Source organism: Pseudobutyrivibrio sp. (assembly GCF_017471675.1).
GTDB lineage: Bacteria > Bacillota > Clostridia > Lachnospirales > Lachnospiraceae > Pseudobutyrivibrio.
This window is the reverse complement of record NZ_JAFUSK010000068.1, coordinates 65,349-77,779: the sequence shown is the minus strand read 5'-3', so window position 1 is coordinate 77,779 and position 12,431 is coordinate 65,349. Positions and strand designations below refer to the sequence as shown.

Sequence of the window (12,431 nt, the reverse complement as noted above, 5' to 3'; positions counted from 1 at the left end):
TAGTTGTTCTCCCGGCTGTTACGCCGACAAACATTATAATTCTACGGTCGACTAACATGTCTTCCTTTAGAATCATAATTTTTGTCAGCTACAGCCTACTTAAGCATTTTCTATTACTGTTACGCTATTTTCCTTCGTACATGTCGTTATAGTATTTCTGGTAGTCGCCGGATGTTACGTTATTCATCCAATCCTCATGCTCGAAGAACCACTCGATTGTCTTCTTGATACCTTCCTCGAAGCATGTCTCTGGCTCCCAGCCTACCTCGGCCTTAATCTTATCTGGAGCGATAGCGTAACGACGGTCATGTCCCTTTCTATCTGCTACATACTTGATAAGGTCCTCAGATACAAGCTTCTGACGCTCATCATCCTCTGGAAGCATATCCTGAAGTGTATCAAGGATGATGTGGATGATTTCAATATTCTGCTTTTCGTTATGTCCACCGATATTGTATGTCTCAAAAAGCTTACCCTTTTCCTGAACCATATCGATTCCCTTAGCATGGTCCTCTACGAATAACCAGTCACGAACGTTCTTACCATCGCCGTATACAGGAAGATCCTTGCCGTGAAGTGCATTATTGATGATTAGTGGAATAAGCTTCTCAGGGAACTGGTAAGGGCCATAGTTATTAGAGCAGTTTGTAATATTTGCAGGGAACTTATATGTATCCATATAAGCCTTTACAAGCATATCTGAACTAGCCTTTGAAGCTGAGTATGGTGAATGTGGATCGTATGGAGTTGTCTCATAGAAAAAGGCATTCTCATCATCTGGAAGAGAACCGTAAACTTCATCTGTAGATACGTGAAGGAACTTCTTGCCTTCCTTAAATGTACCATCAGGAAGCTCCCATGCTTCCTTTGCACAGTTAAGCATTACAGCTGTTCCAAGTACGTTTGTCTGAACGAAAACCTCAGGGTCCTTAATAGAACGATCAACGTGAGACTCTGCTGCAAAATGAACAACTCTATCAATATCGTTCTCAGCAAAAATCTTGCGGATGGCTTCCTTATCGCAGATGTCGGCCTTAACAAATGTATAGTTATCGCGGTTTTCGATATCCTTAAGGTTCTCAAGGTTACCTGCATAAGTAAGCTTATCAACATTGATAATGCGGATTTCGTTATCGTACTTCTTAAACATGTAATGAATGTAGTTTGAGCCAATGAATCCAGCTCCACCTGTAACTAAATATGTTCTCATATTTTTTTCTCCTTAACCTACGCTTTTTCTAATTTACTTTTTCTAAGCTCCCGCAGGGCACCCTCCATACCTTCGCATGGGGCCTCCCCGCCGGCGTGGGTCCCCACCATGCTCGGCATGGCACTCCCCTGCTCGCGCCTATCAAGTTAACGAAAGAAAAAGCTATATTTACTATAACCTATATTTCTAATAATAATTCTTAAGAATTATTAAGGTTGACGATTAATTTATTTAAAACGATATTTCCGCTGGTACGAAGTATAGCGATTACGTCCTACGCTAGGTATTCGCGGAGGGCGTCGTGCCAGTCGGCCATGCGGTAGTCTGTGGTGAGACGAAGCATGTAGTTGTCTAGGATGCTATAGTGAGGTCTATCTGCACTAGCTGGATTCATGCGTTTATATTCCTCGCTAGTTACGTGATTAACCTTTACATTAATACCCTTAAGCTTAAAGATTTCTTCTGTGAAATCAGCCCAGTTGGTATCGCCTTCGCAGGTACCGTGGAACACTCCATAGTTTTCAGTTGGCTCTAAATGATGAATCATTCTAGCAAGCTCGGCTGCTGATGTTGGAGAACCAAGTTGGTCGCATACTACAGAAAGCTCATCATGAGTCTCTGCAAGGCTAAGCATAGTCTTTACAAAGTTTTTGCCATCGCCGTATAGCCATGCTGTACGAACGATGAACCACTTATCTGCAAACTGCTGTACAAACTTCTCACCCTCATACTTGGTCTTACCATAAGCACTGATTGGTGCTGGCTGGTCAAATTCTGTGATAGGCTTTGTTGCGTTGCCAGGGAAAACGTAATCTGTGCTGACATGAACTAGCTTTGCGCCTACCTTTGTAGCTGCAATAGCCAAGTTTCTAGGACCAAGTGCGTTAAGCTTATAAGCAAAATCCCAGTCCTTCTCGCAGCCATCTACATTTGTAGCAGCTGCGCAGTTGATGATTACATCTGGCTGCTTGTCTTCAACGAAGCTTAGCACTTCATCCAAATCCATGATGTTGAGGGGTAAAATGTTTTCCCCTGTGGCAACATCAGTCAAAATAAACTCTACTTCATTGCCATATTCCTTCTGAATGGCACGACCAAGCTGACCATTGCAGCCAGTCACTAAAATTTTTCTCATTTTAATACTTCCTTTTATACATAATCCTTTGCCTTTGCAATCAGGCGATTGTATGCACTGAACATACCTCTAATTGAAGCACGGGTGATGTTAGAGCTTACGCCAACACCGAATGTTGTATTGCCATGACGTTCGTCACGCATTTCGATATATGCTGCCGCCTTTGCACCTGAGCCCTGTGACTGAGCAAGTGTATGCTCGGTGTAATCGATAAGTGTGAAATCAAGCTCTGGTACGCACTGCTTAATAGCAAGCTTAACAGCATCGATAGGTCCGTTTCCTTCAGCCTCTGAATGGAACTTCTCACCATGATAGCTGAAATCAAGAACAGCAACTGTATCGTCAGTATCCTTATCATCCTTGATAACAACATACTCAAGTGTAAGTGGCTGCTTGTTTTCAAGATAAGCTGTCTTGAAGGCTTCCATAATGCGCTGAGGTGTAACCTCGCCACCATCTTTTTCAGATATACGCTGAATAACATCAGCAAACTCACGCTGCATCTTCTTTGGAAGCTTGTAGCCATATACAGAATCCATAACAAATGCAACACCACCCTTACCAGACTGGCTGTTAATACGAACAACTGGCTCGTACTTTCTACCAATATCTGCAGGGTCAATTGGAAGATATGGTACTTCCCAATATGGGTTCTGGCGTTCTCTCATAGCCGCCACACCCTTATTAATAGCATCCTGGTGTGAACCTGAGAATGCTGTAAACACAAGCTCTCCTGCATAAGGATGTCTTGCGTCTGTTGGCATCTTTGTAACTCGCTCACAAACCTCAACTATTTCCTTAATATCCTCGATATTAAGCTCAGGGTTGATTCCCTGTGAGAACATGTTGTAAGCGATTGTAAGAATATCTACATTACCTGTACGCTCGCCATTACCAAGAAGAGTACCCTCTACACGGTCTGCTCCAGCAAGTAAGCCAAGCTCTGTAATAGCAACGCCTGTACCTCTATCATTATGTGGATGTATTGAAAGGATGATATTATCTCTGTCCTTAAAATGTGTGCTCATCCATTCTATCTGGTCTGCGTAAACATTAGGTGTATTCATTTCAACAGTTGCAGGTAAATTAAATATAATAGGTGCATCTGTTGCATTATCCCATGTGTCCTGCACTGCTGTACAAATCTCAAGTGCAAAATCCACCTCAGTTCCTGTGAAGGATTCTGGTGAATATTCAAGCTGAAGATTGCCATCGTATCTATCCAATCTATCCTTTACCATCTGGGTTCCAGCCTTGGCAATCTCGATGATTTCTTCCTTATCGGCCTTGAATACAACATCTCTTTGTAATGTAGATGTAGAATTGTAAATATGGAAAACAACATTTGGAATGCCCTGGATTGCCTCAAATGTACGGTCGATTAATTCCTCACGGCACTGTGAAAGTACCTGCACCTTTACATCTGAAGGGATTTTGTTTTCCTTAACAAGTTGTCTTAAAAAATCAAATTCTATCTGGCTTGCAGCAGGGAAGCCAATCTCAATTTCTTTGAAGCCTAGCTTTAGTAGGAGGTCGAAAAGTTCCATTTTTTCATCAACGTTCATAGGTTCAACCAGTGCTTGATTGCCATCTCGTAGATCTACTGAACACCAAATTGGAGCTTTTTCAATCTGCTTGTTTGGCCATGTACGCTCTGGAAAATCCAAAACAGGGTTAGCTTTGTATCTCTTGTAGTTCAACATCATTCTTCCTCCTAGTCTTTTCTCTCGCTTGATTTACCTAGTGCATCTCTCGGTTGTTACGCTCACAAGCATTATGAATTCTACGCTCCGCATAAAAAGCTCCGCTTTAGAATTATAATAGCTTGTTAGCTACAACCTATTTATCAACTTATAAAATCAAGCTACTTTTTTGTCTATGAATTAACCTTAATACAAGGTTACTTCCTCATTACGATTACTCGCCTAATCCGCTTTCAATGGACGATACCATATCAGCAAGGGCTTCGTTTTCATCTTCACCTTCACAGTGGATAACGATTTCGTCTCCTGATTTAACACAGGCACCAAGCACGCCGAGAACTGATTTAGCATTTGCCTCGTAGTTATTATCTGTTGTGAAGGTTATTTTACATTTATATTTCATGGCGGTTTCACATAAGACCCCTGCTGGTCTCAGATGCAATCCCGTCGCATTAACTATTTTTACTTTCTTTGAAACCATATCTAATCCTAGTCTGAGACAAATCCTACGTTCACAATCTATTTTGTTCTTTCAGTCACTAGATGTTCCTTACAGAACAAAAAAGATTGTTAACTGGATTTGAATATACTTTATAAAATTGTCTTAGTAATCAAGTCGGCGAGCGCGTGGGCGTCTGCCTCGATTTCTTCCTGATTCTTGCCTTCAATCATAACACGAACCAATGGCTCTGTACCTGACGGACGAATAAGCACGCGTCCTTCTCCGGCAAACTTCTCGCCCAAAGCTTCGATTGCCTTTGCAATTTCAGGGTACTCCATGTAGCTCTCTTTCTTATGATTAGGAACCTTTGCATTAACAAGAGCCTGTGGCAATACTTCCATGATAGATGCAAGCTCTGAAAGTGACTTGCCGGTTTCTACCATAACACGCAATAAATGAAGTGCTGATAAAAGTCCATCACCTGTAGTATTGTCATCTAAAAAGATAACATGACCACTCTGCTCGCCACCGATATTGTAGCCATTTGCAAGCATGTTCTCTAATACATATCTATCGCCAACCTTTGTAGACTCTACATTAATGCCCTGCTCCTTAGCCATAAGTGTAAAGCCAAGGTTAGTCATTACAGTAACAACGCAGGTATTCTTCTTAAGAGTTCCCTTATCCTTCATGTGCTTAGCACAGATAGCCATTACCTGGTCACCATCTACAAGGCGTCCCTTTTCATCTACTGCAAGCATTCTATCTGCATCACCATCAAAAGCGAGACCAACCTGTGCATTCTCAGCAACTACTCTAGCTCTAAGCTCATCCATGTGAGTGCTTCCGCAGTTAGAATTGATGTTAGTTCCATCAGGATTGTTATGGATTGTAATAAGCTCTGCACCCATCTCTGAAAGGCAAGCAACGCTTGTTCTGTAAGAAGCGCCCTCTGCACAGTCAATAACAATCTTAAGCCCTGAAAGGTCGATAGGCACTGTGTTCTTAAGGAAATCTACATACTCTCTTCCAAGATCGAATCTGTAATCAATCTTTCCTATTTCTGCTCCCGTAGGAAGATTAACCTCCTTCATATCATTTTCGATAAGAGCCTGAATCTCGTCCTCTAATGCATCTGAAAGCTTAAAGCCCTCTCCATTGAAGAACTTAATTCCATTAAATTCCATTGGGTTGTGGCTAGCAGAAATAACTACACCAGCATCAACCTTGTGCTTTCTAGTAAGATAAGCAATTGCAGGCGTTGGAAGAACACCTACATATACAGCATTTGCACCAACTGAGCAGATACCACTCATAAGCGCAGATGCAAGCATTGTTCCTGAAATTCTAGTGTCACATCCTACGATAATAGTAGGCTGATGGCTTGCTTCCTTTGTAAGTACATAAGCACCTGCCTGGCCTAACTGCTTAGCAAGCTCGATTGTAAGTTCTGAGCCAGCTACACCTCTGACTCCGTCTGTTCCAAATAATCTTCCCATATTACTCCTTAATTATCCTCTGTAGCGTGGGATGTTTTAGAATCATCCTCGGTTACATTTACTGTCACCGATGTATTTTGAATGGTGACTCCTTCAATATTTTCAAACTGTAAAACAGCATTTTGCGATTCGCCAACAGCAATTCCAGAACAGTCCACATAGCCTTTTACACCTTTTGTCTTAAGAGCATCCAGCTCTGCTTCACTGCCAAATACATTTACCTTAACATCACTGCTATTAAGAGCTACCGACATTCCCTCAGGAACGTTTCTAAACTCTATATTTTCTGCAGTTACATCTAAGGTAGAGGAGGTTTCCCCTGCCATCAGTACTGTTATGGTAACCTTTGCACTAGAACTATCCGCCAGGGTAACTCCCGTAGGCAGATAAGAACTAATATCTACTGTGGTGATAAACGAACCTGTCACATCGGATAGGTTGATTACCGACTCTGGAATGGTGACGCTGGTGACATCATTAAGAGCACTAGTTTCACCTATAATCATTACTGATGATGGATCAGTCTTTATAGAATCAAGTGTTAAACCTTCCGGAAGTGTTCCGCTTGTTTTAACAACTACATCTACCGCTTTAGTATTCAGGAAAGAGACACTCACTGATATCGTTGACACCGAAAGAGTAAGCTCTTTGGCATCTACCTCATCTCCTCGTTCTGTATAAAACTTAGGTATTACACTCTCTGTAAAGTTGCTTGTTACCCCGCTAATATTAGCTGTAGCAACCACCGAACTGATGGTAGAAACCACATCTTCTGGACCTGTAACTGTAAGCACAGTTGGACTGCTGGTAACAGTATCAACCGCAAGTCCTTCTTCTACAGTACCTGTAGTTTGTGCGCTAACAACAAACCTCTGAGTCTTCTCATCCTCAAGTACAACATACAAATAATTCTGCTTGCTGGAAATAGTGATGTAATTAGCGTAAGACTTTGCCGCTATTGTTACAGGAATTCTCTCCTCATTTTCCAGATTGTTCATATCAGCAACAGCTGAAAAATCTGAAGGGGAAAGCTTTTCAATAATGGAACGCTTAGCAGTAACTCTGAAGCTGACTGTATTGATTCCATCCTTTATTTCATATAGCTTACCAGCAGATTTAAGCACATCCCCATTGGTAACTGTAACAACCGATGTGAATGTCCTGGTCTGGGTTGGGTCATCAATATTGACAACCACCAGCCATAGCAAAAATGCAAATATAAATGCAAGTATCTTTAATCCGACGTCCTTTGTGAGGGCTGTAATAATCTTCTGCTTCATACTATCCCTCCTTTTCCGCCGCACCTACGCCAGCTGATTCTTCTGTGTCAGGATTTTGGATTCGTTTAAGCTCTGCAATCAATTCGTCTTCTTTTACATCTCTAACAATGCGTCCCTCTCTTGCATAAGAAACTGTACCAGTCTCCTCGGAAACAACGATTGTAAGAGAATCAGAAACCTCACTAATACCAACTGCAGCCCTGTGTCTGGTTCCCAAATCCTTAGATAGCGCCATGTTATCAGATAAAGGTAAATAGCAGGTAGCCGAAACCACTCTATCTCCTCTAACTATTACAGCACCATCATGCAAAGGTGTGTTTTTCTCAAAAATATTTATTAGAAGCTGTCTTGTTACAAGAGCATCCAGGCTGATACCTGTTCTCTCGAATTCAGTCAGCTGCATATCATTTTCAACAACAATAAGAGCGCCTGTCTTTACTGCTCCCATTTCATAGCAGGCTGTAACCATACCTGTGATGGTAGAATCATCAAACTTCTTAGCCCCCGTTTTCAGCAGATTCCAAGAAAACATTGATGTAATCTTTCTTCGTCCAATCTGCTCCAGTGCCCTACGAAGCTCTGGCTGGAACACCACAATAAGCACTGTAACCGCTACTGAAATCAGTCTTTCGCCCAACCAAAGGATAGTGTTCATTTGGAAGATAGCTGCAATCACAAAAAACAGCATGATAATAAGAACACCTCTAATAAGCATCCAAACTCTGCTGTTTTTCACCCACACTAACAGGTGATACATAAAATATGTAATTATGATAATCTCAATAATATCTGTGATGGAAACATCTGGAATATTTACATTGAAATAGTCATCGATGAAGGCATCTACAGCATTCACGAAATCAACCACAGATTCACTTCCTAACTACCCTAAAGGGGTTTATATTTTCTTAACTTCTTTTTCTTCCTCTACGATTCTGATTTTAGGAACCGCAGTTACATAGTAGTAATAATCATCATCTTCAAACTGAACCTTTTCTATTCTTGAGTAGTCCAAATCCAAGATAAAGTAATTAAGTATTATTCCAACAATGATTACGATAATGTTACCAAGAACAAGACCTGGTATCTCGCCCTTTTGACTGGTAAGTAAATAGCCAACAAGCATAATAAGAAATTCCACTATCACACCTGCCAGATTAGCAACTATCCATGACATGTTAATATTGGACTGACGAAGCATGTAAACAATCAAAAACATAGCTATCATAGATACAAGGAAAAAGTAAAACATCCTGCCCTTAAGCATCTGTTCATTAAGCAGCGCCACAACTGACACATCTGATGTTTCATCTATAATAGCTGCCGCATTATCCTTAATAATATGTAAGTAGTATGCTGTGATAGAACCGCAGATAACACTGCAAAGCTCATTAATATTAGAAAGAAGCCCAGCGCCAAGAGAAATAACAAAAGGCGAATGGAATGAATAGCAAATAGGCACTACTACTGTGTTATATGTATTCTTGCTTCTAAAATAAGCGCACACCAAATAAGATGCCACTACAAGAGCAAGGGCAACTATAGCCGCCTCAGTGCTAAGAGATAGCAAATCCACTAGCAATATAACTGTAAGCACTATGGATACTCCCTGAATTGGGAAAAACGCACATAAGATTGCAATTATAATAAGTAGCCATGTTTGACTGATGGTTTTGTTGTAGCCAAAATTAGCCTTTATACAAATAAGGCCTACAAAAGCCACTAAAGCACTCCATATTTTTAAAAATAGCATCTCTCTAGAGAGTATAAACTTACGTATATCGTCTCTTAATCTAATAAATGCGTTCATCAATTAATCCTCAAGTAAATCTTTGTTGTTTCTAGCAAGTAATGGTTTGGTCTGCTGCACCTCATCCTCATACATAAGGTTAAGCCTTGAATACTTAGAAGCCAGCTCCTTAATAAGCCTTTTGCCCCTACGGTATTGCTTGGCAGCCCTGCGACGGGTGTTGTGTACATGCACAATAATATATAGAGCATACGCCAAAAGCCCGGCTAATACCATTAGCAAAATGTACATAGTTGTAATGTTTTCAAGTACATTACCTGCAATATATAACACTATGGCAACATAAATAATGCCAAAGAATATTGTACCTGCAAGAAAGCCTCCCCATCCATGGAGTGCCACATACTCCTTTTTGGAGTATCTGAGCATCGGCTGATAATCCGGACCATATTCCTTTTCAAATATAGCCATAGAAGTCATGTGTTTAACACGTTCTTCATTAATCATGTGTTGACCTCTTTTGTAGGTATTTGACTAGGCTTTGCATTTATACTAAGGCGTATCTGGCAATGCCAGATCTACTTATAATTGATGTTTAAGTAAAACCTACCTAATCATACAGAATGAGTATAGCATAAATCACCCACAAAAAGAAATACCTACTAGCTTTTGCTAGCAGGTATTTTAATTTATACATTTATTATTTTTCTAAGAAACGCATCTTATTCTTGTTCTCAGGCTTCTTCTTTGGTGGTTCTGGTTCCTTTGGTTTTTCTATAGCTGAGCTCAAATTACTAGCCATAGTATTCTTACAGTTCTCGCAGAAACGGCCTGTTTTTATAGTTGCACCACAATTTTCGCACTCGATTCCAATGTCAGAATCATCTGTAAACTGTAGCCTTTCCTCTCTAATCCACTGAAGAATCTGATTTGTTGTTACTTCATTATCATCGGAAATCTGCTGTATAGAAGCTTTAGGATTATCTCTGATGTATTCCTTTACAACCTGAAACTTCTTCTCAAGTTCATCACGACAGGCTGGACACATATTAGGTGGTCCACCAATATAGTTGAATAATCTACCACAAGTTCTGCAATTACGTACATCCATAGATAATACCTCCTGACTAGCTACTATAGCTGACCAATGCAGATGCACAGGCCATAGACTTCTTTTACTCCCCCATCCTTTAAAACTCTGGACACCTCATTCAAAGTTGAACCAGTTGTATAAATATCATCAACTATAAGTACTTTTCTAAATTGTACATCATTTTTTACCATTGTGAAAGCTTTTAACAGATTTTTCGTTCTTTTTAGCCTATTTAACTGTTTCATCGCCACAGTATCTGCTTTTCGTCCAACAATTCCATCTGCAACTGGTATGTTTGTAACCTCACTTAATGCATCTGCAAATACCTTGGCCTGATTATAGCCTCGCTTTTTCTCTTTTTTATCATACATAGGAACAGGCACAATTGCATCGAATCCCTTTTCTTTAATCCAGCTTCCATAATTTTTTATGGCATGATAAGCAAACACCTTTCCATAGCATCTTCTGTTAGCATATTTGAAGCGATACATGGCATTCTTCATTTCCCCGGTATATCTGAATATAGCCTTGTTCTGAACAAAGAAATTACTGGTGCTATTGCAGCTTTTACAATGCTCTTCATTATTATCTACTGGCACGCCACATTTCAAACAATAATGTGGACCTACCAGTTTAATTTTCTTAGCGCAGGCTTTGCAAAACCCTACTTCTTTTTCTATTTTCAATAAAACTTTATCGCAAGATATACATTTGTTTGGGTATAATAACTCTATAAGAGAGTCTATAATACCTTTTATAAAATGATTCATTATTAATACTCCTATTTGACTAATTTGGGATAACAAACTATTATTTAGTAACTGAATCGTTGAAAGGAATACCTATGAAAAAAAGATTTTTAAGTATAATATTAGCGGCAAGCTTGTGTCTATCCTTAAGCGCTTGTGCTGGAAAGACTGAGACTGAGCCTGAAAACGACACTAGCGAGGAATCTACTGAAGATTCATATTCATATAATATATCAGCACTTTTATCAAAAGACAATAAGATGGACGAAATTCTTTTACAAGGATTTTCAGATGCCCTTACAGATTATATTGGGGATGACCACTTCACTATTAACACAGCCTATGCTACAGAGGAGACTCCTAGCGATGTTATAGCAGCTGATGCAGTCAAAAGTGGTGCCGATATGATTTTCACCACTGGTAAATCTGCTCTTTCTGCTGCTGCAGATGCTACCGAGACCATTCCAATTGTTGCAACTAACATTGTTGATTTTAAGGGAACTCTTCGTATCGCCAGTCTCAATGGTAAATCCTGGGACAAGACCACAGGCCGTAACATCACTGGCGTAAGCAGTAAGCCAAGCATCGTTGACCAGGTTTCACTTATGATAGAAGCCACTAAGGATTTGCAGACTGTCGGCATCCTTTTTTCACCAGAAGATACTGATGCCATCTATCAAAACGAAATTTTTGAAGCTTATCTTGATCAGGCTGGTATTCCATGGAAGGAATATTTAATTCCAGCCACCAACACTGCCGTAAGTAGTGATAAGGAAGAGAGCTCTACTGCTCTCAGCCCTAGCAAATACGTTGCTTTTTCTGCAAAAGAGGGTATGGACAACGAGGTTATCGGTCTTGGTGAAGATCCACTGTTTGGTTTGAATTCACCATCATCTACTAGAGTTGCTCTTATTTCAGATTTTTGGACTGGCCCTAAGACAGTGGCTGCCTCATCTGATGATGCAGAAGAAGATTCTTCTGAAGATGAAGACGACTCTCAAAAGGATTCCACTGATATTGAATCAGAAATCACTTTGGAAGATAGAATTAAAGAAGCCTGCAGCGAATGCTCAGCCATCTATGTTCCATACGAAAGCATGCTTACAGACCAAATGTCTATTATAGGTTCTATTGCAACTGAGCAGGATGTGGTAGTTGTAGCTGGTGACACTAACATCGGGCAGAATTCACTTGTTACTCTTTTCATGGATCCTTATTCCCTTGGCTATTCAGCTGGAAAGAAGGCTGTGAGAGTATTTAATGGCGACGATATCGCTACTATTAAAATAGGCTATGGCGATACTGATGAATGTATTAAGCTGTACAACGGCGAAATTGCTAAGAAGTTTGACTTAGAATTTCCTAAGTCCTTTAATGAATTTGAAGAATTTTTATCTACCTATAAATACGGTAGCAATACAACACGATTCTCATTTAATTAATAGTAACCCCCTAGATTTTGGTAAAGTTATCTGACAACGTTACTAAATCTAGGGGGTTTTCAAAATACTTGACTTATGGTATTATGATAGTAACTATAAGTATCGGTTTCTAGGCCCTGGCATAGACA

General features: G+C 40.1%; 12 protein-coding genes. 1 reads left to right on the top strand and 11 read right to left on the bottom strand.

All coding sequences use genetic code 11. The annotated features are described in order from the left end of the window. Positions 1–124 precede the first annotated feature (124 nt). The 11 genes from rfbB to IJ535_RS11120 form a co-directional block, all read right to left on the bottom strand. Complete coding sequence (rfbB, locus tag IJ535_RS11170; protein WP_294302726.1) at positions 125–1,210, bottom strand: dTDP-glucose 4,6-dehydratase; 1,086 nt, start codon at positions 1,208–1,210, stop codon at positions 125–127. Positions 1,211–1,484: 274 nt separating this feature from the next. Next, the gene (rfbD, locus tag IJ535_RS11165) at positions 1,485–2,345 is read right to left on the bottom strand and encodes a dTDP-4-dehydrorhamnose reductase (protein WP_294302723.1); all 861 of its coding nucleotides are present in this window, start codon (positions 2,343–2,345) and stop codon (positions 1,485–1,487) included. 14 nt (positions 2,346–2,359) lie between these two features. Then, on the bottom strand, positions 2,360–4,048 hold the full coding sequence (gene leuA / locus IJ535_RS11160) for a 2-isopropylmalate synthase (RefSeq protein ID WP_294302820.1): 1,689 nt from the start codon (positions 4,046–4,048) through the stop codon (positions 2,360–2,362). Positions 4,049–4,262: 214 nt separating this feature from the next. Further along, on the bottom strand, positions 4,263–4,529 hold the full coding sequence (locus tag IJ535_RS11155; protein WP_294302721.1) for an HPr family phosphocarrier protein: 267 nt from the start codon (positions 4,527–4,529) through the stop codon (positions 4,263–4,265). Between the two features lie 110 nt (positions 4,530–4,639). After that, a complete protein-coding gene (glmM, locus tag IJ535_RS11150; protein WP_294302718.1) occupies positions 4,640–5,989 on the bottom strand; it encodes a phosphoglucosamine mutase in 1,350 nt (449 codons plus the stop codon). Between the two features lie 8 nt (positions 5,990–5,997). Beyond that, positions 5,998–7,269 (bottom strand): CdaR family protein, encoded by a 1,272-nt coding sequence (locus IJ535_RS11145; protein WP_294302715.1) that lies wholly within the window; start codon positions 7,267–7,269, stop codon positions 5,998–6,000. Between the two features lies 1 nt (position 7,270). After that, the gene (gene cdaA / locus IJ535_RS11140) at positions 7,271–8,137 is read right to left on the bottom strand and encodes a diadenylate cyclase CdaA (RefSeq protein ID WP_294302710.1); all 867 of its coding nucleotides are present in this window, start codon (positions 8,135–8,137) and stop codon (positions 7,271–7,273) included. A 30-nt stretch (positions 8,138–8,167) separates the two neighbouring features. Continuing rightward, the gene (locus IJ535_RS11135; RefSeq protein ID WP_294302707.1) at positions 8,168–9,079 is read right to left on the bottom strand and encodes a hypothetical protein; all 912 of its coding nucleotides are present in this window, start codon (positions 9,077–9,079) and stop codon (positions 8,168–8,170) included. A gap of 3 nt (positions 9,080–9,082) precedes the next feature. Then, entirely contained in the window at positions 9,083–9,526 is a 444-nt protein-coding gene (locus IJ535_RS11130) for a hypothetical protein (RefSeq protein ID WP_294302704.1), read from the bottom strand. A 193-nt stretch (positions 9,527–9,719) separates the two neighbouring features. Beyond that, the gene (locus tag IJ535_RS11125) at positions 9,720–10,130 is read right to left on the bottom strand and encodes a flagellar protein (RefSeq protein WP_294302701.1); all 411 of its coding nucleotides are present in this window, start codon (positions 10,128–10,130) and stop codon (positions 9,720–9,722) included. Between the two features lie 23 nt (positions 10,131–10,153). Beyond that, on the bottom strand, positions 10,154–10,882 hold the full coding sequence (locus tag IJ535_RS11120; protein ID WP_294302698.1) for a ComF family protein: 729 nt from the start codon (positions 10,880–10,882) through the stop codon (positions 10,154–10,156). 74 nt (positions 10,883–10,956) lie between these two features. Between IJ535_RS11120 and IJ535_RS11115 the strand changes: the two genes are divergently transcribed. Continuing rightward, positions 10,957–12,303 (top strand): ABC transporter substrate-binding protein, encoded by a 1,347-nt coding sequence (locus IJ535_RS11115; protein ID WP_294302696.1) that lies wholly within the window; start codon positions 10,957–10,959, stop codon positions 12,301–12,303. Positions 12,304–12,431: the final 128 nt, after the last annotated feature.

Coding starts and splice junctions, on each gene's coding strand:
- IJ535_RS11145 (WP_294302715.1), bottom strand. CDS start 7,269: ATGAAGCAGAAGATTATTACAGCCCTCACAAAGGACGTCGGATTAAAG.
- glmM (WP_294302718.1), bottom strand. CDS start 5,989: ATGGGAAGATTATTTGGAACAGACGGAGTCAGAGGTGTAGCTGGCTCA.
- IJ535_RS11135 (WP_294302707.1), bottom strand. CDS start 9,079: ATGAACGCATTTATTAGATTAAGAGACGATATACGTAAGTTTATACTC.
- leuA (WP_294302820.1), bottom strand. CDS start 4,048: ATGTTGAACTACAAGAGATACAAAGCTAACCCTGTTTTGGATTTTCCA.
- rfbB (WP_294302726.1), bottom strand. CDS start 1,210: ATGAGAACATATTTAGTTACAGGTGGAGCTGGATTCATTGGCTCAAAC.
- IJ535_RS11125 (WP_294302701.1), bottom strand. CDS start 10,130: ATGGATGTACGTAATTGCAGAACTTGTGGTAGATTATTCAACTATATT.
- rfbD (WP_294302723.1), bottom strand. CDS start 2,345: ATGAGAAAAATTTTAGTGACTGGCTGCAATGGTCAGCTTGGTCGTGCC.
- IJ535_RS11120 (WP_294302698.1), bottom strand. CDS start 10,882: ATGAATCATTTTATAAAAGGTATTATAGACTCTCTTATAGAGTTATTA.
- IJ535_RS11115 (WP_294302696.1), top strand. CDS start 10,957: ATGAAAAAAAGATTTTTAAGTATAATATTAGCGGCAAGCTTGTGTCTA.
- IJ535_RS11155 (WP_294302721.1), bottom strand. CDS start 4,529: ATGGTTTCAAAGAAAGTAAAAATAGTTAATGCGACGGGATTGCATCTG.
- IJ535_RS11130 (WP_294302704.1), bottom strand. CDS start 9,526: ATGATTAATGAAGAACGTGTTAAACACATGACTTCTATGGCTATATTT.